The sequence below is a fragment of the Hypericibacter sp. genome, assembly GCF_050729195.1.
Lineage (GTDB): Bacteria > Pseudomonadota > Alphaproteobacteria > Dongiales > Dongiaceae > Hypericibacter.
In genome coordinates this window covers 1-25,543 of sequence record NZ_JBOHKS010000031.1, presented here as the reverse complement: position 1 = coordinate 25,543, position 25,543 = coordinate 1, and the positions used below count along the sequence as shown (strand labels likewise).

Annotated in this window: 20 protein-coding genes; 16 read left to right on the top strand and 4 right to left on the bottom strand. The window is 65.3% G+C overall.

The genetic code is table 11. The features are described 5' to 3' along the window. Nucleotides 1-67 precede the first annotated feature (67 nt). The 15 genes from ACREE8_RS02325 to ACREE8_RS02255 all read left to right on the top strand — a co-directional run bounded on the left by ACREE8_RS02325 (nucleotide 68) and on the right by ACREE8_RS02255 (nucleotide 17,318). Entirely contained in the window at nucleotides 68-1,648 is a 1,581-nt protein-coding gene (locus ACREE8_RS02325) for a sugar ABC transporter ATP-binding protein (protein ID WP_431571366.1), read from the top strand. Further along, complete coding sequence (locus ACREE8_RS02320; protein ID WP_431571365.1) at nucleotides 1,648-3,720, top strand: ABC transporter permease; 2,073 nt, start codon at nucleotides 1,648-1,650, stop codon at nucleotides 3,718-3,720. The genes ACREE8_RS02325 and ACREE8_RS02320 overlap by 1 nt, the downstream gene beginning before the upstream one ends. A gap of 15 nt (nucleotides 3,721-3,735) precedes the next feature. Next, a complete protein-coding gene (locus tag ACREE8_RS02315; protein ID WP_431571364.1) occupies nucleotides 3,736-4,524 on the top strand; it encodes an SDR family oxidoreductase in 789 nt (262 codons plus the stop codon). Nucleotides 4,525-4,674: 150 nt separating this feature from the next. Then, nucleotides 4,675-5,634, top strand: coding sequence for a 3-hydroxyacyl-CoA dehydrogenase (locus ACREE8_RS02310; RefSeq protein WP_431571363.1), 960 nt, complete (start codon nucleotides 4,675-4,677; stop codon nucleotides 5,632-5,634). 12 nt (nucleotides 5,635-5,646) lie between these two features. Beyond that, on the top strand, nucleotides 5,647-6,582 hold the full coding sequence (locus ACREE8_RS02305) for a 3-keto-5-aminohexanoate cleavage protein (RefSeq protein ID WP_431571362.1): 936 nt from the start codon (nucleotides 5,647-5,649) through the stop codon (nucleotides 6,580-6,582). A 398-nt stretch (nucleotides 6,583-6,980) separates the two neighbouring features. After that, nucleotides 6,981-7,871 (top strand): carbohydrate ABC transporter permease, encoded by an 891-nt coding sequence (locus tag ACREE8_RS02300; RefSeq protein WP_431571361.1) that lies wholly within the window; start codon nucleotides 6,981-6,983, stop codon nucleotides 7,869-7,871. Continuing rightward, complete coding sequence (locus tag ACREE8_RS02295; RefSeq protein WP_431571360.1) at nucleotides 7,858-8,700, top strand: carbohydrate ABC transporter permease; 843 nt, start codon at nucleotides 7,858-7,860, stop codon at nucleotides 8,698-8,700. The genes ACREE8_RS02300 and ACREE8_RS02295 overlap by 14 nt, the downstream gene beginning before the upstream one ends. Before the next feature lie 97 nt (nucleotides 8,701-8,797). Continuing rightward, entirely contained in the window at nucleotides 8,798-9,559 is a 762-nt protein-coding gene (locus ACREE8_RS02290) for an IclR family transcriptional regulator (protein WP_431571359.1), read from the top strand. A 130-nt stretch (nucleotides 9,560-9,689) separates the two neighbouring features. Continuing rightward, the gene (locus ACREE8_RS02285; protein WP_431571358.1) at nucleotides 9,690-10,595 is read left to right on the top strand and encodes an SMP-30/gluconolactonase/LRE family protein; all 906 of its coding nucleotides are present in this window, start codon (nucleotides 9,690-9,692) and stop codon (nucleotides 10,593-10,595) included. A 75-nt stretch (nucleotides 10,596-10,670) separates the two neighbouring features. Next, entirely contained in the window at nucleotides 10,671-12,020 is a 1,350-nt protein-coding gene (locus ACREE8_RS02280) for an ABC transporter substrate-binding protein (protein WP_431571357.1), read from the top strand. Nucleotides 12,021-12,173: 153 nt separating this feature from the next. Then, entirely contained in the window at nucleotides 12,174-14,189 is a 2,016-nt protein-coding gene (locus ACREE8_RS02275) for an alpha-ketoacid dehydrogenase subunit alpha/beta (RefSeq protein ID WP_431571356.1), read from the top strand. Between the two features lie 36 nt (nucleotides 14,190-14,225). Then, entirely contained in the window at nucleotides 14,226-14,987 is a 762-nt protein-coding gene (locus ACREE8_RS02270; protein ID WP_431571355.1) for an SDR family NAD(P)-dependent oxidoreductase, read from the top strand. A gap of 9 nt (nucleotides 14,988-14,996) precedes the next feature. Next, nucleotides 14,997-15,437, top strand: a complete 441-nt coding sequence (locus ACREE8_RS02265; RefSeq protein ID WP_431571354.1) for a VOC family protein — start codon at nucleotides 14,997-14,999, stop codon at nucleotides 15,435-15,437. 33 nt (nucleotides 15,438-15,470) lie between these two features. Beyond that, nucleotides 15,471-16,214 carry an SDR family NAD(P)-dependent oxidoreductase gene (locus tag ACREE8_RS02260; protein WP_431571353.1) on the top strand — a complete coding sequence of 248 codons (744 nt, stop codon included), beginning with the start codon at nucleotides 15,471-15,473 and terminating at the stop codon, nucleotides 16,212-16,214. A 33-nt stretch (nucleotides 16,215-16,247) separates the two neighbouring features. Then, entirely contained in the window at nucleotides 16,248-17,318 is a 1,071-nt protein-coding gene (locus ACREE8_RS02255; RefSeq protein ID WP_431571352.1) for an ABC transporter ATP-binding protein, read from the top strand. 21 nt (nucleotides 17,319-17,339) lie between these two features. Here ACREE8_RS02255 and asnB read toward each other — a convergent pair whose 3' ends face one another. The 3 genes from asnB to ACREE8_RS02240 form a co-directional block, all read right to left on the bottom strand. Beyond that, nucleotides 17,340-19,268, bottom strand: a complete 1,929-nt coding sequence (gene asnB, locus ACREE8_RS02250; protein ID WP_431571351.1) for an asparagine synthase (glutamine-hydrolyzing) — start codon at nucleotides 19,266-19,268, stop codon at nucleotides 17,340-17,342. Between the two features lie 260 nt (nucleotides 19,269-19,528). Then, on the bottom strand, nucleotides 19,529-19,945 hold the full coding sequence (locus ACREE8_RS02245) for a hypothetical protein (protein ID WP_431571350.1): 417 nt from the start codon (nucleotides 19,943-19,945) through the stop codon (nucleotides 19,529-19,531). Nucleotides 19,946-20,046: 101 nt separating this feature from the next. After that, the gene (locus ACREE8_RS02240) at nucleotides 20,047-22,005 is read right to left on the bottom strand and encodes a methyl-accepting chemotaxis protein (protein WP_431571349.1); all 1,959 of its coding nucleotides are present in this window, start codon (nucleotides 22,003-22,005) and stop codon (nucleotides 20,047-20,049) included. Between the two features lie 784 nt (nucleotides 22,006-22,789). On the opposite strand from ACREE8_RS02240, the gene ACREE8_RS02235 reads away from it, so the two are divergent. Beyond that, nucleotides 22,790-24,670, top strand: a complete 1,881-nt coding sequence (locus tag ACREE8_RS02235; protein WP_431571348.1) for an adenylate/guanylate cyclase domain-containing protein — start codon at nucleotides 22,790-22,792, stop codon at nucleotides 24,668-24,670. A 361-nt stretch (nucleotides 24,671-25,031) separates the two neighbouring features. Here the strand turns inward: ACREE8_RS02235 and ACREE8_RS02230 are convergent. Beyond that, on the bottom strand, nucleotides 25,032-25,543 hold a 512-nt coding region (locus ACREE8_RS02230; RefSeq protein ID WP_431571347.1), incomplete at its 5' end, for a carboxymuconolactone decarboxylase family protein.

The window sequence follows — 25,543 nt, the reverse complement described above, 5'->3', positions numbered from 1 at the left end:
CGGCAACCGGCGCCGAATTTGATTTGAGACGCCGAAGCATGGCCGAGAAGCAAGGTTCCTGAATCCGATGGACGCAACGCAGCCCGCCATTTCGATCCGCAACGCGCGCAAGGCGTTCGGCGCCACGGTCGCCCTCGACGATGCCAGCTTCGATGTCACGGCGGGAACCGTTCATGCGCTGCTGGGCGAGAACGGTGCCGGAAAATCGACCATGGTCAAGATGCTGAGCGGGCTGTTGCACCCCGACAGCGGCGAGATCCGGGTGTTCGGCCAGGGTTGCCATCTCTCCAGCTCGCGCGATGCCCATCGCCTCGGCATCCAGACCGCGTTCCAGGAAATGACCCAGGTGCGCGACCTCACGGTCACGCAGAACATGCTGCTGCCCTACGAGCCGGTTTCCTGGTGGGGCTCGGTGCGCCGCCGCACGGCGGAGCAGATCGTCAAATCTCATCTCGAATCGCTGGGCCTCGGCGAGATCGATCCCCGCGCCGAAGTGCGCGACCTCGATCTGCCGCTGCGCCAGAAGATCGAGATCGCCCGTGCCATCCTGCGCCGTCCGCGCATCCTGCTGCTGGACGAGCCGACCTCGACGCTGTCGGGCCGCGACATCGACTGGCTGGGCGACCTCATCGCCAGGCTCAAGGCGAATGGCACCACCGTTGTCTTCATCTCGCACCGCATGCCCGAGGTGCGCCGCTTCTGCGACGTGCTCACGGTCTTGCGCAACGGCAAGGATATCGGCACCTCGCAGGTCGACGCGATCAGCGACGACGAGGTCATCCGCATGATCATCGGCCGTTCGCTGGCGGCGACCTTTCCGCCGCGCAAGCCGCCACGCCCCCCAACCGGGGCGGCGGCACTGGCCGGCCATCATCTCTGCACCGGCGGTCGCCTGGCCGATGCCTCCTTCGCGCTGGCACCTGGCGAGGTGCTGGGCATTGCCGGCTTGCAGGGCATGGGTCAGCTCGAGCTGTTCCTCGCCTGCTTCGGCATGACACGGCTGCAGTCGGGCAGTATCGAGGTCGACGGCAAGCCGATCTTGCTCGCTTCGCCCAGGGATGCGGTCCGCGCCAACATCGGCATCAGCCTGGTGCCGGAGGACCGCAAGACCGAGGCCCTGTTCCTGAAGCTCGACGGCCTGCGCAACATGTCGCTGCCGATCATCGACCGCTTCACGCGGTTCGGCTTCATCGACAAGGCGGCGGAGCGCGAGGCGGTCGGTCGGGTGCTCGATCGCGTCCAGGTCGAGCCGCGGGCCCTCTATACCCGCATCTCGGCCTTCAGCGGCGGCAACCAGCAGAAGATGGCGATCGGCAAATGGCTGCTGGCCGAGAGCCGGACCTTGCTGATGTATGACCCCACACGTGGCGTCGATGTCGGCACCAAGCATGAGCTTTACATGCTGATCCGCGATTTCGCCGATGCCGGCGGCGCGGTGCTGTTCTATTCGACCGAGATCGCGGAGCTGGTCAATCTCTGCGACCGCGTCCTGGTGATGTATGGCGGCCGCGTCGTGCGCGAGCTGGCGAACAGCGAGATCTCCGAAGAGGGGATCATGCGCGCGGCCTTGGGCGAGACCAATGACGAGGCGGCCAAGAATGGCGCCGCCAGCCGGCCGATCGCCGCCGCCGTCGGAGGCATGCACTGATGGCGACGCTCGCGCTCAATCGCGGCCGGCCTTCGCGACTGGCGGCATCGCTGGTCCGCAACCGAGGCCTCCTCGTCGTCATCGCCGTCTTCGTGGCGCTGCTCTCCTTCATCATGGCGATCACGCCGGGGCCCTTCAGCTATTTCGAAGTCAGCTTCATGTCGAGCGGCAGCGCCAGCCTGGCGCTCGCGGCCATGGGGCAGACCGTCGTGATCCTCAGCGGCGGCTTCGATCTCTCCGCGGGCGCCGTGGTGTCGCTGGTCAATGTCGTGCTGGCGACGCAGATGCAGGACAGCGCCGCTTCCCAGATCAGCATGGCTTTCCTCGCCATCGGGGTGGGGGCTGCGGTCGGCGCCTTCAACGGTTTCTTCGTCGCCTTCGCGCGGCTGCAGCCGATCGTCGTGACGCTCTCGACCATGTTCCTGGTGCGCGGCGTCACCCTGCTGATCCTGGACAAGCCCGGCGGCATGATCGCGCCTGAATTCTCCACCTTCTTCACCGGCGACGCGATCCCCGGCATCCTGCCGGCGCCGCTGGTGGTGCTGGCGGTGGCGGCGGTTATCTGGCTGCTGATCAAGAACTCCCGCTACGGTACCGGCCTCTATGCCGTCGGCAGCGACGAGGACGCCGCGCGCTCGGCCGGCATCCGCGTGCGCTGGATCAAGTTCTTCACCTACACGATCGCGGGCGGCTTCTATGGCGCGGCCGGCATGTTCATCAGCGCCCAGACCGGCGGCGGCGATCCTTTGATCGGCAATCCGGTCCTGCTGCAGACTTTCACCGCGGTGGTGCTGGGCGGAACGCTCCTGGGCGGCGGTCGGGGCGGCGCCATCGGCTCGATCGTCGGCGCCTACACGCTGACCTTGATGGTCAATATCCTGCTGGTGCTCAACGTCTCGGCCTATTACTCGTCGGTGACCGAGGGCGTCGTGCTGGTCCTGGCGGTGCTGGCCGGCTCGATCAATCGGCAATCGCCGATCGCGCATTATTTCCATCAGGTCCGGCTCAACCTCAAGGCCCGGCGCGAGGGATCGCTGCCCTCGCATTTCCTCCACAGTGAGAAAGCCCGGCCGGCGCCGCGGCTCGCCACCCAATCGCGTGCCGCCGCCGAAGCCCAGAAAGTTCCCTGGTATCGGCGCAACGCCGAGCTGCTGCGGTTCGTCATGCCGGCCTATGTCTGCCTCATCGCCGTGATCGTGGTGACGCAGGTCGTCTATGGCGGCCACACGATCTTCGGCTGGAAATATTATGATTCGCTGATCGTGCTGGGTTCCTTCCTGGCGATCCTGGCGCTGGGGCAGGGCAGCGCCATCCTGACCGGCGGCCTCGACCTTTCCATTCCCTGGACCATCGGCTTCTGCGGCATCCTCGCCGCCGGCCTCATCCGCGGTTCCGACGAGGCGGCTGTCTGGGTCATCCCGATGGTGCTGGCGATCGGCGCGCTGATCGGCACCTTCAACGGGCTGGGCGTGGTGCTGCTGGGCCTGCCGCCGATCGTCATCACGCTCGCCACCAACGGCATCCTCCAGGGCTTCGCGCTGGTCTACAGCAACGGCACGCCCGACGGCTTCTCCTCGCCCACCTTGCGCTGGTTCATGACGGGGACCTTCCTCGGCGTCACGCCGGTGGTGGTACTGGTGGTGCTCTTCGTCTCCGGCGCCCTGGTGCTGCTGGGACGCACGGCCTTCGGGCGGCGGGTCTATGCGGTCGGCAACAGCGCCAGGGTCGCGACCCTGTCGGGTGTCGGCGTCGGCAGCACGCTCATCGGCGTCTACGCCTTGAGCGGTTTCTGCGCCGCGCTCGTCGGCATCCTGCTGACGGGCTTCAGCGGCCAGGCCAGCCTTGGCATGGGCGATGAATATCTGCTGCCGTCGATTGCCGTGGTGGTGGTGGGCGGCACGCTCATCACCGGCGGTCGCGGCCATTATGCCGGCATGCTGGGCGGCGTGCTGCTGCTGACGGCGTTGTTGACGCTGCTGGCGGGGACGACGCTGCCCCATGCGGTGCGGGACATCATTTTCGGTCTGGTCGTGCTGGGCGCCGTGCTCGTCCTGCGCGAGCGGTCTGCGTGAGCAAGTAGGGTCATCATGGCGGAACAAACTATTTCGGGTATCAAACCGGGCCTGCGCGTCATCGTCACCGCCGGCGCCAGCGGGATCGGTCGGGTGGTGGCCGAGACCCTGCGGGCGCATGGCGCGCGCATCCATGTCTGCGACGTGTCGCAGGAGGCGCTCGACGCCTGCCGCAAGGCGCTGCCCGATGTCGGCACCACGCTGGCCGACGTCTCCGACGTCAAGCAGGTGGACAGGTTCTTCGACGCGGCGCTCTCGGCGATGGGCGGGCTCGACGTGCTGGTGAACAATGCCGGCATCGCGGGGCCGACGGCGGGGGTGGAGGACATCGATCCGGCCGAATGGGACCGGACCGTCGCCATCAATCTCAACGGCCAGTTCTATTCCGCACGCAAAGCCGTGCCGGCGCTACGCAAGACCCAGGATGGCGCCATCATCAACATGTCGTCGGTGGCGGGGCGGCTCGGCTATGCCTATCGCACGCCCTACGCCGCCACCAAATGGGCGATCGTGGGATTCACCCAGAGCCTGGCGAAGGAGCTCGGGCCGGCTGGGATCCGGGTCAATGCCATTCTCCCCGGAGTCGTCGAGGGCCCGCGCATCGAGCGCGTGATCTCCGCGCGCGCCCAGGCAACCGGCGTGCCCTACGAGACCATGGAAATGGAATATAAGAACAAGGCGTCGCTGCGCCGCATGGTGAGCGCGCAGGATGTCGCCAATATGGCGCTGTTCCTCTGTTCGCCGGCCGGGCGCAATATCTCGGGCCAGGCGCTCAGCGTCTGCGGCAATGTCGAAACGCTGTGAGCGTGCAACTGATGCCTGTCATCGCCGGACCTGATCCGGCGATCCAGGGGCTGAAGGACTGGATGCCCGGATCAACTCCGGGCATGACAGGAAACAGCGAAAGCAAACTGAAAGAGGATCGTTTCCCTTGTCATCGATAATGGACGGCTCATGACCAGCAAACTCGTTCCTAAAGTCGCCGTCGTTGGCGCCGGTCTGATCGGGCGCGCCTGGGCGATCACCTTTGCGCGGGGCGGGGCCCATGTCGCCCTCTATGATCCCCAGGCGGGGGCCGCGGCGGCGGCGCTGGGTTTCGTCGACGGGGTGCTGGACGATCTCGCGGCTAACGGTTTGCTGCGCGGCGCGAGCCCGGCGATCGTGCGCGGGCGGATGAGCGTCGCTGCGAGCCTCAAGGAAGCGCTTGAGGGTGCCGTCCATGTCCAGGAGAACGCGCCCGAGAAGCTCGAGGCCAAGATTCCGATCTGGGCCGAGATGGACGCCGTCGCCGGGCCCGACGCGATCCTGGCGAGCTCGACCTCCGCCATCCTGCCCTCGAAATTTACCGAGACGTTGAAGGGCCGCCATCGCTGCGTCGTGGTGCATCCGATCAATCCGCCCTATCTGGTGCCGGCGGTCGAGGTGGTGCCGGCGCCCTGGACCGCGCAGGCGACGGTCGATCGCACTGCGAAATTCATGCGCGAGCTGGGCCAGGCGCCGATCGTGATGAAGCGCGAGCTCGACGGCTTCGTCATGAACCGTATGCAGGGGGCATTGCTGCAGGAGGCCTTCCGCCTCGTGGCCGATGGCTATGCCACGGCCGAGGATATCGATATCGGCATCCGCGACGGGCTGGGCTTGCGCTGGGCCTTCATGGGACCGTTCGAGACCATCGATCTCAATGCGCCCGGCGGCGTGCGCGACTATATCGCGCGCTATGAGGGCATCTATCGGCGGCTCTGGCCGAGCCAGCAGCATATCGCCTCCTGGGCGGCGACCTCTGACCAGGTGGAGAAGGAGCTGGAAGCCGGACTGCCGCGCGACCGGTTGGACGAACGTCAGGCCTGGCGCGACCGCCGGCTGATGGCGCTGGTCGCGCATAAGCGCGACGCCTCACAGAAGATCAAGAAGTAAAGGAGCCAGACCATGGCACAAGCACGCAAGGTCATCATCACCTGCGCGGTGACGGGATCGATCCATACCCCCACCATGTCGGAATATCTGCCGATCACGCCGGACGAGATCGCCAAGGAATCGATCGCCGCCTGGGAGGCGGGCGCCTCGATCATCCATCTCCATGCGCGCGATCCCAAGGACGGGCGCCCGACGCCCGATCCCAAGGTCTTCATGGAGTTCCTGCCGCGCATCAAGCAGAACACCGACGCCGTCATCAACATCACCACCGGCGGCGGCCATGGCATGACGCTGGAGCAGCGCCTCGCGGCCCCGCTCCAGGCCAGCCCCGAGATGACGTCGCTCAATATGGGCTCGATGAATTTCGGCCTCTATCCGATGCTCGACCGCTACAAGACCTTCAAATATGAGTGGGAGCAGAAGCATCTCGAGAACAGCCGCGACTTCATCTTCCGCAACACCTTCAAGGATATCGAATATGTGCTGAAGGAGCTGGGCGAGGGGCATGGCACGCGGTTCGAGTTCGAATGCTACGATGTGGGCCATCTCTACACCCTGGCGCATTTTCTCGACCGCAAGCTGGTGAAGCCGCCGCTCTTCGTGCAGACGATCTTCGGCATCCTCGGCGGCATCGGCGCCGATCCGGAGAACCTGATGCATATGCGCCGCATCGCCGACAAGCTGTTCGGCGAGGACTACCAGTGGAGCGTGCTGGCGGCGGGCCGCCACCAGATGCCGTTCGTCTCGATGGCGGCGCTCAATGGTGGCAATGTCCGCGTCGGCCTCGAGGACAGCCTCTATCTCGGCAAGGGCCAGATGGCCAAGAGCAACGCCGACCAGGTCCGCAAGATCCGCCACATCATCGAGACGTTGTCGATGGAGGTCGCGACCGCGGCCGAAGCGCGCCAGATCCTCAAGCTCAAGGGCGGGGATAAGGTGACGTTTTAGGTTGATCGCTGCGCAATTCTGTCCGATCGCTTCGCTCTACTTTTAAGCTACGAGCGAGATTGGGGATCGGGGCCGCCGTCTTGTCTTGAAGCAACCCCTCCCCCTGACCCCCTCCCGCAAGGGGAGGGGGCGAGAGCATTTTGAACCGCTCCGTCTTCTCTTCATCCGTCGCGCCACATCAGCGATGAATCAAGAATTGTCCCAGCCCCCTCCCCTTGCGGGAGGGGGTTAGGGGGAGGGGTTCTTTCAGAAGAGATCGTCACTCCACCCCCCCGTACTCTGAGTCGCGCGCGAGCCGACGAGCGGTCGTGGCTTGACGGCTCTCTATCATATAGACATAACTATATCATATTGTGATATATCGGCCTTACCGTATTCCGGCGCCGCGACCCAGGGGAATGATGACCGACCGCTTCGACCGCTGGCTGCCCTGGATCTATTCGCTGCCGATGATCGCTTTCGTCGGGCTGACCTTCGCCTATCCGACCTTGAGCCTGCTCACCTACAGCGTCGAGCATGTCGGGCGCTCGGCCTACCTGCCGACCACCTTCGTCGGGCTCTCGAATTTCGGTTACATCGCGACCGATTCGCTGTTCCATCGCGCCATCGGCAACAATCTGCGGCTCTTCCTCTGCGTGCCGGTGCTGCTGGTCTTGAGCGTTCTCCTGGCGCAGTTGCTCCATGACCGGCCGCGGGGCTGGAAGATCTATCGCTCGATCCTCTTCATCCCCTACATCCTGTCGATCCCGGTTGTCGGCGTCGTGTTCGGTTATCTCTTCCAATATCAGGGACAGTTGAACACGGGCCTGCGCGCGCTGGGGCTCGATGCGCTGGCGGCCGACTGGCTCGGCAGCCCGGCCTTCGCGATGCCGACCATCATGTTCGTCATCATCTGGAAGGAGCTGGGCTTCGGCATCATCCTCTGTCTGGCGCGGCTCAGCAGCGTGGGCGAGCAATATTACGAGGCGGCGCGGGTCGACGGCGCCAGCTGGTTCCAGGTGCTGCGCTATGTGACGGTGCCGCAGCTGATCCCGACGCTCGCCTTCTATGCGATCGTCGAGCTGATCAACATGCTGTCCTGGGTGTTCTCCTACGTCTATGTGATGACCCTCGGCGGTCCGCAGAACAGCACCGTCGTCGCCGAGTTCTACATCTATCAGCAGGTGTTCCAGAACAGCCAGATCGGCGTGGGTGCCGCCGCCGGCGTCGTGCTGCTCTGTATCGTCGGGCTGCTGCTGGCCGTGCGCCAGTGGCTGACCGGCAGATTGGCGATCTATGAAAGCGAATAGCCAGGCGAGCGGCTGGCCCGCCAAGGCTCTGCAGCACGGCACCTTGATCGCCTTCGCCGGCATCGCCCTGCTGCCGCTCTATTTCATGCTGGTCAGCGCCTTCAAGACGCGCGACGAGTTCCTGAGCAACCAGTTCGGGCCGCCGGAAGCGCCGGTGCTCTCGACCCTGGTCCAGTCGCTGGCCGGCGGCGACCTCTTCCACTGGGTGCTCAATTCGCTGGCGGTGACCGTCGGCTCGGTCCTGCTCTCGACCGCGCTGGCGGCCCTCGCCGCCTATCCGATCGCGCTGATGAAGTGGCGCGCGGGACCTTACGTGCTGGGCGTGCTGATCGCGCTCATGGTCGTGCCGCCGATCGTGCTGGTCATCCCGCTCTTCCAGATCGCCGCGGGCCTGCGCCAGCTCAACACTTACCAAACCGTCATCGTCATCTATACGGGCATGCTGCTGCCCTTCTCGACCTTCCTGCTGGCGAGCTTCTTCCGCACGCTATCGCCCTCGCTGGTCGAGGCGGCGCGCATGGATGGCGCCGGGAGCTGGCGCATCTTTCGCTCGATCCTGTTGCCCTTGTCGGGTCCGGCGCTCGCGACCGTGGTCACGGTCCAGGCACTCTGGGTCTGGAACGAGCTTCTGATCGCCATCGTCTTCCTGCAGAGCGACCATCTGCGCACGCTCATGGTCGGCCTCACGGTCTATAATTCGCGCTATCGGATCGATGTGCCGATGGTGATGGCCGGCATGCTCTGGGGCACGCTCCCCATGCTTCTGCTCTATCTGGCCGGCCAGCGATTCTTCATCCGCGGCCTGACCGCCGGCGGCGTCAAGGGCTGAGCGGCCCCGATTGCCGAATCGACGGATGCTGTATGCTGACGATGACCCTGTTCGTAGTCGAGTTCCTCTTGCCCATCATGATTGGTTACCGCGTCCCATGATTACGGCCCGTCCGAAAGAAGCGGAGCCGGCCCCGCGCGTGCAGTCGGTCGATCGCGCCATGCGCATCCTCTTCGCCGTGGCGCAAAGCAAGGATGGGTTGAAGGCGGCCGAGGTCGTCGCCTCCACGGGCCTGCCGCGCCAGGCCTGCTATCATCTGCTCCATACGCTGGTCGCGACCGGCATTCTGACCCGCTCGGGGCCGGGCAAATATGTGCTGGGCCTTCGGGTCGGCATGCTGATCGAGGGCTTCAAACGCCAGCTGGCGCCGCCGGAGCATCTGGCCCCGGTGGTGCGGAAGATCGCCGAGGAAACCGGCGAGACCGCCTATGCGTCGGGCTGGTGGGACGGCGAGATCGTGACCTTGGTGACGGCGCGCGGCACCAGCTCGGTGCAGGCGATCGAGGTTTCGCACGGGACCTATTTCGACGCCCATGCCCGGGCCTCGGGCAAGCTGCTCCTGGCCTATTCCAGCGAGCAGGTCCGCACCGACTATCTCTCGAGCCACCGGCTCAGCCCGCGAACGCGCAAGACCATCACCACCCTGCCGAAGCTCTATGAGGAGTTCGAGCGGATCACGGCGCAAGGCTACGCGACCGATCTCGAGGAATTCTCTACCGGCCTCTGCTGCCTCGCGGTCGGGCTCGGTGGCGGCACGCAGCCCTTCGCGCTCACCATGTCGGCGCCGACCGACCGGTTCGAGCAGATGTTCCCGACCTATCTGTCGATCATGAAAAGGATCGCCGGCGAGCTCACCTGAGCGCCGCGTCGAACGGGGCGGAACGGGCCCGGAAGTCCGGGATTCCGGACTTGACGGCTTGTATCATACCGTGATGATCTATCGCTATATGATGATTTCGGGATAACCGATCTCGCAACAGGGGGAGCCTATGGGCGAGCTTTTCGAGATTCACGAGGAAGAGTTCCGCCGCTGCATCCTGCTCGGCCCCGAGCTCGAGAAGCTCTACACCGGCACCCAGTTCGGCGAGGGCCCGGTCTGGTTCGGCGATGCCAACAGCTTCATCTGGAGCGACATCCCCGGCAACCGGCTGCTGCGCTACATCGACGGCAACGTCTCGGTCTTCCGCAGCCCGAGCAACCATACCAACGGCAATACGCGCGACCGCCAGGGCCGGCTCCTGAGCTGCGAGCATAGCGGCCGGCGCGTGACCCGCACCGAGCATGACGGTTCCATCACCGTCATCGCCGATTCCTACCGCGGCAAGAAGCTGAACTCGCCCAACGACATCGTCGTGAAGTCGGACAACTCGATCTGGTTCACCGATCCCTCCTACGGGATCATGAACGACTGGGAAGGCATCAAGGCGCCGCAGGAGCAGCCCGGCAATTACGTCTATCGCGTCGATCCGCATCATGGCGAGGTCACGCTTGTGGTCGACGATTGCGAGTTCCCCAACGGTCTCGCCTTCAGCCCCGACGAGAAGATCCTCTATGTCTCCGACACCGGCTTCACCGAACGTGCGGGGGGCCCTCATCACATCCGCGCCTATGACATGGTGGGCGAGGCCAAGCCCACGCGCAGCCGCGTCTTCGCCGAGGTCAATCCCGGCTGCTCGGACGGCTTCCGCCTCGATACCGAGGGCTATATCTGGACCAGTGCGGGCGACGGCGTGCATCTGTTCTCGCCGGGCGGGGCCCTGCTCGGCCGCATCAAGGTTCCGGAATACATCACCAACCTCACCTTCGGCGGGCCCCGCAAGAGCCGCCTCTTCATGACCGGCCCCAACTCGCTCTGGGCGATCTATGTCAACCGCACGGGCTGCCTCAACGCCTGAAACGGCGAGAGGTCCGTCGCCACGCCTGCATCACAGTTCCTGCCAATAAGAAACAACTCTGTGGAGGCCTTCATCATGAGAATGCTCGATCGATTGAAGCGTGTCGGATTGGCGGCCGCCCTGCTCAGCGCGCTGGGCGCGGGCTCGGCATCCGCGGACGGACTGGGAAGCGCCTATGACCCGGCCGGCGCCGGCAAGGCGACGCTCACCCTCTGGTGGCTCGGCAACCAGGAGGTTCCGGGCATCGAGGACTGGATGAAGGAATCGATCGGCCTCTACCAGAAGAAATATCCCAACATCACCGTCACCGCGGTGCTGCAATCGACCGACACCTACACCACGATCCAGGGCACGGCCTGCAAGGGCGGCACGGGTCCCGACCTCTGGTACAATTGGGGCGGCATCTGGTCGCTGGAGCAGGTCTGGGGCGGCTGCACCGTTCCCAATGAAGAGGCCTTAAGCGCGGAAGACATCAAGGCCGTGCCGACCGTGGCCTCGACCCGGTGGAACGGCAAGACCTGGCTCTATCCGGTCGATGCCCGCATCTATCCGGTCATCTACAACAAGACGCTTTTCAGCAAGGCGGGGCTGGACCCGGCGAAGCCGCCGCAGAGCTGGGCCGAGTTCATCGCCGCCGCCGACAAGCTGAAGAAGGCCGGTATCGATCCCCTGGTCGTCGGCCTCAAGGACGGCTTCGGCGGCGAGATGCTGGCCGCCGCGTTCCAGGCGCAGGTCTATACCGTGCCGGAACTGCTGCAGATGACGATCGGCGGCGATTTCACCGATGCCAAGTGGAAGTCCTGGATCGAGAAGGTCCATGAGCTGAAGCCCTATTTCAACAACGACACCAACTCGATCAATTTCGCCGACGGGCTGGGGCGATTCCAGCAGGGCCAGGCGGCGATGATCTTCGCGGCTCCCGGCTTCCAGCAGATGATCGTCGAGATGGAGAAGGGCGGCGCCGAGGTCGGCATCATGAAGGTGCCGGTCTTCGGGACGGGAGCCGAGGCCAAGCTGCTCTATATGGACACACCCGGCTTCCAGGTCACCAGCTTTGCCAAGAACAAGGCGCTGGCCGGCAACTTCCTGGCCTTCCTCCACACCCAAGACCGGATGAAGGCGCTTTACGGGAATGTCGGCGATCTGCCGAACGATTCCCGCTGGGATACCTCCCAGATCACCCGGCCGACCGACAAGCAGCTGATGGAATGGACCAAGCCCGGCGTCAGCTTCTACCGCGCCAATTTCTATCCGACCGACCTGGACGTGAACGGCAACTTCGTCGTGTTCCAGGGCATCCTCGGCGGCGACATGACGGTCGACCAGGCGGCGGCCACCTATCAGGACGTCATCACCAAATGGCGCAGCCTGCATGGCGACGAGATCGCGAACTACAAGACCTGGGCCGAGTCTTTCGGCCAGTAGCCGAAAGCCCCGCCTCATACGGACGAACCCTTCCGCCCCGGCGTCAAGCCGGTGGCGGAAGGCCGGCTGAGGGAAGCGGCCGTCCGCCCTCTACAGCTTCCGTCGAAACCCCGCTGTCTGGTCACGCCTGAGAGACAAAGGAAGAGTCGCGTCATGACGCTCGCCAACGCCCCCAAGCCGATCAAGCCGGAGGATGCGGGCTTCGCCATGGCGGCCTACCGGCAGATGCTGTTCCTGCGGGCCTTCGAGCAGCGCTGCCTCGATCTCAGTACCGCCACGCCGCCGGTCGTCGCCGGCTCGATCCATCTCTGCGCCGGCCAGGAAGCGGTGCCCATCGGTGCCATGGCGGCGCTAGGCCCCGAGGACCAGATCGTCGCCACCTATCGCGGCCATGGCTGGGCGCTCAGCGGCAAGCTCGATCCGCAGGAGGTGTTCGCCGAGGTCTGCCACCGCGCCGATGGCGTGAATGGCGGCCGGGCGGGATCGGCCCTGATCACTGCGCCCTGGGCCGGCTTCATCGGCGAGAACTCGATCGTCGGTGCCGGCGGACCGATCGCCTGCGGCGTGGCGCTCGCGGCCCAAGCCAAGAAGACCGGCGGCATCGTCACCGTCTCCTTCGGCGACGGCGCCACCAGCCAGGGCGCGCTGCATGAGAGTCTGGTCTTCGCCGCGGCCCACGACCTGCCGGTGATCTTTCTCTGCGAGAACAATGGCTGGTCGGAGATGACCGCGAGTTCGGCCATCATCAGGATCGACCGGCTTGCCAAGCGCGCCAACGGCTATGGCATGGTCGGTGCCACCATCGACGGTGTCGACCCGATCGCCGTGCGCGATACGATCGCGCAGGCGGCCGAGCGCGCGCGGAGCGGCGGCGGCCCCAGCTTCGTCGAATGCCGCGTCTCGCGGCTCTGGGGTCATTATAACCGCGACATCGAGCATTACCGGCCGAAGGAGGACCGCGCTGCCGCGGCGTCCAACGATCCGATCCTTCTGCTGGCGGAGCGCCTGCTGCAGTCCGGGGTGGTCGACGAAGCCGCGTTGACCGAGGCCCGTGCCGGAACCGATCGCCGGATGGCGGACATCGAGGCGGCAGTGCTGAAGGGGCCGATGCCTGATGCCAATTCGGCGCGCCTCCATATCACCGGGGAGCTGTCCAATGCCCAGCGGGCTTCGGCGTCCTCATCGAGCGCCCCAGTCGAGATCAATTATATCGGCGCCGTCAACGAAGCCCTGCGGCGCATCCTGGCCGACGACGCCTCGAGCCTCGTCTATGGCGAGGATGTCGGCAAGGCGGGCGGCATCTTCGGCGCCTCGCGCAATCTGCAGCGCGAGTTCGGCGAAGCCCGCGTTTTCGACACGCCGATCGCCGAGGCGGCAATCCTGGGCTCGGCCGTGGGCGCCGCCATGACCGGGCTGCGGCCGATCGTCGAGATCATGTGGGGCGATTTTCTGCTGGTGGCCCTCGACCAGATCATCAACCAGGCGGCCAACATCCGTTACCTCACGCAAGGCCGCGCCAGCGTGCCGTTGGTGATCCGCACCCAGCAGGGGGCCACCCCCGGGTCCTGCTCGCAGCATTCGCAGTCGCTGGAAGCGCTGCTGTTTCATATTCCAGGCATCCGTCTGGGCATGCCGGCCACGCCCCAGGATGCCTATGACATGCTGCGGGTCGCGGCCACGGCATCCGATCCGGTCATGCTGATCGAGGCCCGCGCGCTCTATCAGCGCCGCGAGGCCGTCGATTTCGATCGGGTGCCGGACCCGATGGGGAAGGCCAGGCGCCTGCGCGATGGCAGCGACCTCGCGATCATCGCCTGGAGCACCTCCGTGCCCGAGGCGCTCGAGGCCGCCGACCAGCTCTCGGCCGCCGGCATCAAGGCGGCCGTCCTCGATCTGCGCTGGCTCTCGCCGCTGGACGAGGAGGCGATCGCGGCCGTCGTGGCCCAGTGCAAAGGCCGCGTCCTCATCGTGCATGAAGCCAACCGGACCGGCGGCGTCGGTGCCGAGATTGCGGCGCGGATTTCCGAATCCTATCCTGGTGCCACGGTGCGGCGCCTGGGCGCGCCCGATACCCGCATCCCGGCCTCGCCGCTGCTGCAGGCGGTCCTGTTGCCCAAGGCCGCGGCGATCCTGGCGGCGGCGAAGGAATTGGCCGCGGCGTCTCGTTAGACGTTCAGGTCAGGGAACAACAGGGAGAGATCGGTTATGTCGGCAGCGCCTTCTTCGGCCGGACGACGCGCTCTGATCACCGGCGGTGGTGCCGGCATCGGCGCCGCGACGGCGCGTCTGCTCGTGGAGCGGGGTTGGCGGGTGGCGCTGCTCGACCGGGACGGCCCCGCCGCCGAGCGCACCGCGACGGCGATCGGCGCTCAAGCACATGCCTATCAGGGCGACGTCACCGATCCCGCGGCGATCGAGCGCGTCCTCGATGGCATGGTGGCGGATTGGGGCGGCATCGACGATCTCGTCAACAATGCCGGGGCCTGGGATCATGCGCCGCTGCTGGACCTGACCCTGGAGCGGTGGAAGCATATCTTCGACATCAATCTCTGGGCGCCGCTCGAGATCTCCAATGCCGCCGTGCGCCGCATGGAGCGGGGCAGCGCCATCGTGAATGTCGCCTCGGTGATGGGCCAGATCTCGGCGCCGACGCGCGGGCCCTATTGCGTCTCGAAGAGCGCCCTCATCAGCCTGACCAGGATGCAGGCGATCGAATGGGCCGAGCGCGGCATCCGCGTGAATGCGATCGCGCCCGGCTATATCATGAACGAGCCGACGGCGGCGCTGGTCGCTGCCGGCAGTTTCTCGACGGACGCCATCAACCGCCGCACCCCCATGGGGCGGTTCGGCACCGAACAGGAAGCGGCCGAGGGCATCGCTTTCCTGCTGGCGCCGGAGAAGGCGAGCTATGTCACCGGCCACACGCTGGAAGTGAATGGCGGCTGGAATGCCTATGGCTATGTGTAGGAGCGAGCGATGATCACCGGATTCAATCACACCAGCTTTACCGTCACCGACATGAACAAGTCGGTGGAGTTCTGGACCAAGCTGCTGGGCTTCAAGGCGGCCTCGGTCTCGCCGCGCCAGGGGATCTGGCAGGAGGAGGTCACGGGCATCGCCGGGGCCTCGCTCATGGTGGCCCATCTCTATGGCCATGGGCATCATATCGAGTTCATCCAGTATCTCGACGGCGCCATCAAGGGCGCGCCGCCGCAGCCGGCCCAGACCGCGGCCGCGCATGTCTGCCTCGAGACCGACGATATCCGGAAGACCTGGAGCGAATTGATGGCGGCCGGGGCCACGCCCCAGGGCCAGATCGCCGATGTGAGCACCGGTCCCGTGAGCGGCTGCTATGCGGGCTATCTCCGGGATCCCAACGGGATCATCATCGAGCTGCTCGAGATGAAGCCGAGCTGACAGGCGTTACGGGGCGCAAGGGGAGAAGCGGGCGTGTTCGATTTTTCACAGCGGGTGCTGCTGCTGACCGGCGCCAATGGCGGCATCGGCCGGGGGATCGTGCGGGAGTTCCTGGAGGCCGGCGCCAACGTCGTCCTGGCCGACATCAACGAGCCCGGCACGGCGGCGTTCGTCCGTTCGATCGATCCGGCCTCGGCCCATACGGCGGTCGTCAGACTGGACGCCAGCGACACGGCCGATGTGGAGCGCGCGGTCGAGCTCTGCACCCGCCGCTTCGGCCGGCTCGATTTTCTCGTCACGGCGGCGGCGATCTTCGAGGACCATCCCTTCGAGACCATGACCGACGAGCAATGGCGCCGCACCATCGCGGCCAATCTCGACAGCGTCTTCTATGCCTGCCGCCGCGCGGTGCCGGCGATGAAACAAGGCGGGGCGATCGTCAATCTGGCCTCCGAGGCCGCTCATACCGGCGGCAGTCCGATGCATTCCCATTATGGCGCCACCAAGGCCGGGGTGCTGGCCTTCACCAAGACCATCGCCCGCGAGCTGGCGCCGCGCATCCGCGTCAATGCGGTCTCGCCGGGCACCATCAACACGCCGATGGTCGCGCGCTGGCTCGAGCAGCATGGCCCCGCCTATATCGACACCATCCCGATGCGCCGCCTCGGCGAGCCCAAGGATGTCGCGCAGGCCGTGGCCTTTCTCTGCAGCGACGCCGCCAGCTACATCACCGGCACCACCATCCATGTGAATGGCGGCGGTTATGTCGGGGCGTAGCGCGGCCTACCGCCGCGCGGGGGGCTGAGCGCGATGGCGAGCGTCGATATCGCCGGCGTCGGCAAGAGCTACGGCACGCAGAAGGTGCTGCAGGGCATCGACATCGCCATTCCGGATGGCGAGTTCGTCGTGCTGGTGGGCCCGTCCGGCTGCGGCAAGTCGAGCCTGCTGCGCATGGTGGCAGGACTCGAGGAGATCACCGAGGGCACGATCGCGGTCGGCGGCCGCGTGGTCAATAAGGTGCCGCCCAAGCAGCGCGACATCGCCATGGTGTTCCAGAACTACGCGCTCTATCCGCACATGACGGTGCGCGAGAATATGGGTTTCAGCCTGAAGCTGCGCGGCGCCAGCAAGGCCGAGATCGACAAGGGCGTGGGCCGCGCCGCCGAGATCCTCGGGCTGCAAGCGCTGCTGGACCGTCATCCACGGCAGCTGTCCGGCGGGCAGCGCCAGCGCGTCGCCATGGGCCGCGCCATCGTGCGCCAGCCCCAGGTCTTCCTGTTCGACGAGCCCCTGAGCAATCTCGACGCGCAGCTGCGCGTCTCGATGCGCGGCGAGATCAAGGCGCTGCATCAGCGCCTCGGCATCACCGCGATCTACGTCACTCATGACCAGCTCGAGGCCATGACCATGGCCGATCGTATCGTCGTGCTGAATGGCGGCCATGTGGAACAGGTGGGCCGTCCGCTCGAGCTCTATGACCGGCCGGTCAACCGCTTCGTCGCGGGCTTCATCGGTTCGCCGGCGATGAATTTCCTGACGGGCCGCTTGGTGAATGAGGGCGGCACCGCTTACGTCGACAGCGCCGGCATCAGGCTGCCGCTCGCGCGCCTTCCCGACGCCGTGGACGGCCGGGCGCTCATCTACGGTATCAGGCCCGAGCATCTGGCGCTGACCGGGGCGGGCGCGGGCCTGCCGGCGATCGTCGAGGTGGTGGAGCCAACCGGCGCCAGCACCTTCGTCTCGGCCCGCGTCGCAGACACGCCCATCAGCGCCGTGATCGCCGAGCGCCGCAACCCCTCCCCGGGGACGACGCTGCCGCTCTACCCGCAGCTCGATCATGTGCACCTCTTCGATGCGGAGACCGGCAAGCGGCTGGGGTAATGCGGTCGCGTTCGCAGCCGCTCAAGTCGCCAGCTTGAACCGCTCCTGAAGGACGCAGGTGCTCATCAGCAGCATGAGCACCTGGTCGATGACGGCGCGCTGGCCATCATCCATGTCGTCGACGCGATCGAGAAGGGCTAGGACTTTTCGCCGATCGAAATAGGGAATGGAGGCGAGAACACCGCCGCGCAGCGTGTCCTGCATCAGTGCGCTCAGCTTCTGCTGCGGGTCGAGTGCCGCCGGCGGTGCCAGGAAGGGGTGCTTCTGCCGGCGATAAACGGTGTCGGTGATGACATCGCGGGCTGCTTCCCTGAGGACATATTTCTCCGTCATGCCGCGAATCTTCTGGTTCACCGGCTGCGAGCGGATGACCTCCACGACATGGTGATCGAGGAAAGGCACCCGCCCCTCGATGGAATGCGCCATCTCCATGCGATCGCCGAGCATGCACAGGACATAGTTGGGCAGCACCGTCTTCGACCAGAGATAAAGCGACTGATGCACGGGTTCGCGTCCGGCCATCTGGCCGTGAACATCCACCTCGTTGAGGAGCGCGTGATAGCCTTCCCGTTGGCCGAAGCGATCGAGGAAATCGCCCGCCATCACCGCCCGCATCTTCTGCGCGCGGCCCGAGAAGGTCTCGACCCAGGAGGGCACGAAGCCGAGCGTCCGCTTCACGCCATCGAGCGGCCCCGTTTCCCCGTCCGGCAGCAGCAGGCCACGGGAGACGGTATTGGTCTTCTGCAGCTCGTCAAGCAGATCCCTGATGTGATCCGGATCCTGGCCTTCCCGGTTGTAAAGCAGCATGTCGCGGCGGAAATGCGCGTAACCGCCCAGGATCTCGTCCGAGCCCTCGCCGGTCAGGACGACCTTGTAGCCGGCATTGCGCACGGCACGGCTCAGCAGATATTTGGCGACGCCATGGGCGTTGAAGCAGAGTGTTTCCGACTGGAAGATCGCATCGAAAAAATGATCGGCCAGGTCGTCCTGGTGGATCGGAATGGGAACGAACTCGGCGCCGGCCTTCGCCGCCATTTCCCGGGCTTGCGCTTGCTCGTCATATTCGGCGCGGTCGAAGCTCAAGGTGAACGCGTGAATGGATTTCGGATGATGGCGCGCGGCGAGACCGAGCACGGAGCAGGAGTCGAGGCCCCCGCTGAGATAACAGCCGACGGGAACATCCGCCCGCAGACGGATGCGAACGGCCTCGTCCAACGCCTGGCGAAACTCCGCGACATAATCCGCATCGGAGCGCCGCACCCCGCCTGCCTCCATGGTCGGGTAATTGAAATCCCAATATTGATGGAGCTGAACATGCTCGTCGGTTGCGAGCAGGTAGTGGCCGGGCGGCACCTGGAAGACGCCGTCGAACAGCGTCCGCGACTGATAGCCGCCGAATCCGAAGACGTGATAGACGGATTCGGCATCCCAGCGCGCCGGCACGCCTGCGGCGAACAGCGCCTTCACTTCCGACGCGATATAGAGCGTTCCGTTGTGGAAGGCGTAGAACAGCGGCTTGATGCCGAAACGGTCGCGGGCGGCGAAGAGTGTCCGGTTGGTTTCGTCCCAGATGACGAAGGCGAACTCGCCCCGCAGCCGATGCAGGCATTGCGCGCCGAGATCCTCATAGAGATGCAGTGCGATCTCGCTGTCCGAGCGCGTGCGCAGGCGATGACCCGAATTCTGGAGCTCCTGTCGAATGGCTTCGTATCCGTAGAACTCGCCATTGGCGACGATCCGGCTCCGTTCGTCCTGGCTGGCGATCGGTTGATCGCCGGTTTCAAGATCGATGATGCTGAGCCGCGCATGGCCCAGAGCGACCCGGCCGTCGGCGCTGATCCAGTGGCGCTGACCGTCGGGGCCACGGTGATGGAGCCGCCGGGTGGCGCGCTGGATGACGTCCGGGGAAATCCTGTCGCGGCGCGTGAACAGTGCGACGATCCCACACATATCGATTTCCTCCGAGCCCGATGCATGAACCGATGTGTCGGCGAAGAGCCGCGATCCGAACCGTCGTCTCGGTCGCAGGCCCTCAGGTCATCGCCGCATGGGGGTCCAGGCTAGATATCGATCATGTTGCCAGGATGTCGCCGCCGTGGGATTGAGATTTCAATTGTTGCACCGCGGTCGCCCTTTGTGCCGGCGCGACCCGGTTTGGTGAGACAGCACCGCTGTCTCGATGAGCCCTGTGTTCCAGAATTACGGCGCCATCACGGCGAAGCCGCGCTGAACTCGGCGCGATAATCGTCGCCGTCGATAGACCATGTGAAGGTCCCCCGGGCGCGCAGCGTGGCGAATCTTCCGGTGCCGCCGATCATTGCCCAGTTGCCGGTGCCGCCGACGCGGTCCGGGCCTTCCTTGAATGTCGCGACGCCCGTGAATGTCTGATTCGAGACCGACCCATCCTTGAGCAGGACGGTCCAGTTGCCCGTGAACGGCTCCTTGTCATCGCTCGTTTCGATGACCTCGGCGCCCGCGAAGGCCGCGGTTTCGCCGTTCGCATAGAGGATTTGTCCCTTGAAGGCCGCCAGGTCGAAGCGGCCGCCTCGTCCTCCGGCGGCGTCATGCGCCTCATGCCAGATCGTTTGCGCCGTCTGCATGCCCTTCGTGAGATCGTGCGGGGCCATCTCGGCCTCCTGGTTCCGGCACCCCCGGGAAGGCAGGGGAAGCGAGCGCAGGGGACGCGAGCTTAGCCGACAATGGGAAGGGGATCGAGGGTCGGGGCCTTTTAAGCCGCCTTGATCTGCGCCAGGAAGCGATCGATCTCGGTCTTGAGGTCGCTCGCCTGGCGCGTCAGCGCGCTTGAGGAGCTCAAGAGCGCGGTCGAGGCGCTCTTCGTCACCTCCGCACTCTTCGTCACCTCGGTCATGCTGGCCGAGACCTGGCCGGTGCGGCTTGCGGCCTGTTGGACGTTCTGGCTGATCTCGGCGGTGGCGCTGCCCTGCTGCTTCACCGCCTCGGCGATGACGCCCGAGCTGGTGTTGATCTCGGCGATGATGCGGGCGAGGCGCTGCATCACGCCGGTTGCCTCGCGGGTCGCGGCATCGACCGCCTGCAGCTTGGCGCCGATCTCGTCGGTCGCCTTCGCGGTCTGGCCCGCGAGCTGCTTCACCTCGTTCGCCACCACGGCGAAGCCCTTGCCGGCCTCGCCCGCGCGCGCGGCCTCGATCGTGGCATTCAGCGCCAGCAGATTGGTCTGGCTCGCGATCTCGGTGATGAACTGGATCACGCCGCCGACATCGCGCGAGACCTTGGAAAGCTCCTCGACGATCTTCGTGGCCTGATCGGCTTCGGTGACCGCCCGCTCGGCGGTCGCGGTGGTCTGGTCGGTCTGCGAGGCGATCTCGCGGCTCGAGGCCGCCAGCTCCTCGGTCGCGGCGGCGACGGTCTGCGAATTCTCGGTCGCGGTGGCGGCGCTCTGTGCCACCTCGCCGGCCTGGGCGTTGGTCTCGTCGGCCTGATGCGACAGGGTCGAGGCGGTCGATTCCAGCTCCTTGGCCGCCTTGGAGACCGACTCCAGGCGCCCGCTGATGGCCGCGTCGAAGGCCTTGGCCATCGCTTCCAGCGCTTCCTGGCGCTGCAGGCGGCGCTCGCTCTCGGCGAGCTGCTCGGCTTCGAGACCCTTGGCCTTTACCGCATTCTCGCGGAACACTACGAGCGCGTGCGCCATCTCGCCGACCTCGTCGGCGTTCTTGGCGCGGTCGATGGTGACGTCGAGAGTGCCGTCGGCGAGCTGCTGCATCGAGCTCGTCATCTTGTGCAAGGGACGGATCACGCTGAGGCGGATCATGGCCAGCACCACGCCGATCGCGCCCAGGAAGAGGAGGGCGGTGATGATCAGCGAGAGCAGCTGGTCCTGATTGAAGCCGGCGACGCGGCGCTCGAGCAGCCGCTGCATCTCGCTGGAAGCCAGCTTGTAGAAGCCGTCGATCGCGGCGAAGGTCTTGGCCGCATCGGCGTCGGAGGTGGCGCCCTTGGCGACGTTCTCGGCGAAAGCGCCGAGCGTGGTCTTGGCGGTCTGATAGGCACCGTCCATATTGGCCTTGAGGCTGCCGTCGGCATTGCCGCTATAGCTCGAGGCGACCGAGGCATCCGCGCCGTCGAGCAGCGAGGTCAGCCCGCCCAGCGCCACGAAGAAATCGACCTGCTCGTCGCCGCCGATATTCCCGTCCTTCCAGTCGGCGCGGCCGAGATTGATCATGCCGGCGGTGCGGTCGAGGATGTCCGGCAGCTTGATCAGCACCAGATCCATCACGTAATAGCTGTCGAGATCGGGATCGAGGATGAGGTTCGACTTGTCGCCGATGCGGTAGATCACCGCGCGCAAGGCCGCGCGGGCCGCTTCGAGCTTCTCCGGCGTGAGCCCGCCATCGAGATCGGCGAGCGCGGTCGCCGCGGCCTCGGCCAGCTCGGCGCTTTCCATCCCGTCGCCATAGCTCGCTTCGAGTCCGCGGATCGCCGTCGCGGCGGCCTTGCCGTCGACGGGTTTGCCCGACACGATCGACTGCGCGACCTCCATCTGCAGCTGGGACAGCCCGCGCAGATAGAAATTGCCGGTGTTCTCCTTGTCGCCGAAATCGATCGCGATGTTCTGCGACGCCACCAGCGCCCAGACCATATAGGCGACCGGCACCAGGAACAGCAGCGAGGCCAGGCCCAGCTTGTGAGCGATCGTGAACTTCTTCATCGTCCAAACCTCGGCGCAACCAGGCGCAATGGCGGGGGATTTCCGCGGGGATTTCCAAGGAAGAGATTTAGGTCAGAGCCGTTGCCAAACCGTGAATTCTTTCCCCCGTTGAGATGAGGACGCGGCGATTTCGGTGGAGGCCGATGGAAATTGCTTGGACCGGTATCCGATGGCGGGCGCACCCTAGATCGAAGGGTTTAGTGGAGCGGCTGTTCGGCGCGTCGCTGCCTGAGTTCCTTTCCCCTCCCCCGTTGAGGGGGAGGTTAGGGTGGGGAGTGGGCAGACGCTCAGTCGTGTAAGCGCGTCGCGAATCGTTTGAGGCAGTTGCGCGATCTCTGGACCAGCGAGTCCGTGGCTACCCCCCACCCCAGCCTCTCCCTCAAGGGGGGAGGTGAAGAAAGCGCGCTGAGAGCGAAGCAACCTAATCACCCCAAAACAACAAACCCCGACCTTCCGGGGGAGAAAGTCGGGGTCCGAGATCGAAACGCTCCTTCGAAGCTTTGAAGTAGAGCGTAGCGATCACATCGATGTTGGGGGCCTGTGCCGAACGAAATTGAAGGTGAGTGTTTAGGCGGCAGCATCCGCCCTGGCACCAGTCACGGTTTCGGCTTCGACCGTGACGGCGACCGCATGGATCGCCGCCATGATCCAAGCCGCACCCTGTCGCAGGGACAAACACGTCTGCCTAGTCAGGTGACATCAAGTCTGACAGACTGATCGTGGAGCATCGCTTGCAGGACATGCAGCTGTGGCAGACAGGCCAGAGCGACGGCTAGCAGCGATCATGGTCGCCGACATCGTCGGTTATTCTCGGATGATCGAGGCCGACGAAGCGGGGACGATTGCGGCCATCAAGAAGCTGCGCTCCGACATCATCGATCCGCTGCTGACCGAAGCCCACGGACGCATCGTCAAGCTTATGGGCGATGGGCTGATCGTGGAGTTTGGCTCGGTCGTCGATGCCGTGAGCGCCGCGGTGGATATGCAGAACGCGCTCGCCGCCCGGCAAGCCACATCATCGCCCGATCGTCGCATTGTCTTCCGCATCGGAATCAATCTCGGCGACGTCGTCGTCGACGGTGATGACCTGATCGGGGACGGCGTGAACGTCGCTGCGCGCCTGGAGCAGATCTGCGAGCCCGGTGGGGTGCTCGTCTCCGGCACGGGCTTCGATCAGCTCCAGGGCAAGCTTGCGGTGCCGATCGGGTTCGTGGGCGAGCAGCGCGTCAAGAACATCCAGCGGCCGATTCGAATCTATCGCGTAGGACCCGGTGGCTCCCGGATGAGCTGGGTCAGGCGAATTTCGCGACGGCGCCGCCTGAGGACTGCTACGGCCGTTGCGGTCGCGTTGGCGATCGCCCTGGCGCTCGCCGGAGCCGGGCTCTGGCTCTTCGGAACGGGCGGGTCGAGGCTCATGGCCAATGCATCGATTGCCGTGCTGCCCTTTGAGAATCTTGGCGGCGACGAGGCCACCCTGCGGCTCGCCAATGGACTCACGGAGGACATCATCACGGATCTGGCCAGGTATCGGAACGTGGACGTTATCGCGCGCAACTCGACAGCCGTATACCAGGGCAAGCCCGTTGACGTTCGGCAGGTCGGCCAAGACCTGAACGTAAGCTACGTGCTGGAAGGCTCGGTCCAGCGCGACGAGGACCGGATCCGGATAACCGCTCAGCTGATCGATGCGAGAACTGCCGGGCATCTCTGGTCCCAGCGTTGGGACCGCATGTTTGCCGATTTCTTTGCGGTGCAGGCCGAGATTTCAGAACAGGTGGCAGCGCAGGTGGTCGGTTGGCAAGGCGCGATATCTCTGGCGGAACACCAAACTCATCGCCGGACCCAACCGCAGGACATGACAGTCTATGACACCTACCTGCGGGGCGATGAAGCACTTTCGCGGTTCACCAAGGAGAGCGTTGAGGAATCGATTCCATTGTTTGAATCGGTGGTTAAGGAAGCTCCACAGTTTGCCCAGGGCTGGACCGCGCTTGGCAGCGCTTACGAGGCAATGGTTGACTTTGGCGCTGACTCGCAGATCGCGCTGCCGAATGCTCTAGACGCGGTGCGGCACGCCATAGAACTCGATCCGATGGATGCCGACGCCCACGCGTTACTGGGTCAGCTTCTTGGCATGCAGGGTGATTTCAAACGCTCGGAGGCCGAGTTCGACATTGCGCTGGGCCTGAACCCGGGATCCGCCGATGTCATGTCGGCCTATATAACGTTTGCGGCCGTGCTCGGCCAGCCGCAGCGCGGCGCCGAGCTTGCGGATCGGGCCATCCGACTAAACCCCAGATACCCGCCGGGGAAAACCACGCCTTTCAGCTACGCGTATCTCATGGTTGGACGCTATGAAGATGCGCTGCGGGTCCTCGAACGCCAGTCGACGGAGAACTACAACCTGTACACATGGATTTTTCGATCCGTCTGCTATGCCGTGCTCGGCCGACGCGACGAAGCCAAGGCCTGGGTTGCGAAGGCACTGGAGCATTATCCGGATCTGACGATTGAAGGATTGCTCGGAGGCCCCGACTGGAGCGAAGCAGAACGGAAGTTGTTCTCGGAGGCCATGCGGACGGCTGGCTTCCCGGTCTGCGCCCCCACCGTAGACGAGGCCGCCTACGATATGACGACATTCCTGCCGGAATGTCAGCGAAGGTGAGGGACTCCCGCGGAGTCGCATGTCGCCTGGTGATCTCTCACGCGGTGGGCAGACGCTCGCTCTTATGTCATCGCCGGACTTGATCCGGCGATCCAGGGCAACGGCTCCTTGCCTGAACGCCTGAACGCCTGAACGCTTGGATGCCCGGATCAAGTCCGGGCATGACAACAGGGGACCGTCGCCCCAAACGACAAACCCCGACCTTCCGGGGGAAGAAGGTCGGCGTCCGAGATCGAAGCGCTCGTTCGAAGCTTTGAAGTAGAGCGCAGCGATCATATCGATGTCGGGGTTCGCGTGGCGCCAGTCCCTCAGCGTCTGACCATCGGCGGGGGCGGCGCCGAACCAAATCAGAGGCAGGCCTTTATGCGGCGGCGGCTTCCGTCGGAGCACCGGTCATGGCTTCGCCCTCGATCGTGGTGGCGACCGCATGGACGACCGCTGCGATCCGCACCGCGGCCTGGATCTGCTCGGGTGCCAGGCCCGCCTTGCGCAGCTCGCGCTCATGGGCGTCGATGCACATGCCGCAGCCATTGACGGCCGAGACCGCGAGCGACCAGAGCTCGAAATCGGCCCTCTCGACGCCGGGCTTGGCGATCACGTTCATCCGCAGCTTCGCCGGCAGCGTCTTGTAGTCGGGCGCGGAAGCCAGATGGACGAAGCGGTAATAGATGTTGTTCATCCCCATGATCGCCGCGGCCGATTTCGCCGCAGTGAGCGCCTCGGGCGTGAGCCTGGGCGCGAACTCCGCGAGGATCGCTTCGCTGACCTCGGCATTGCGCGAGGCCAGCGCCGAGGCGACGAAGGTCCCGGCACGCTGCTGCTCGGTCAGGCCCACCTCGCTCGCGAGGCTCGAGAGATTAAGCTTCAGGTCGC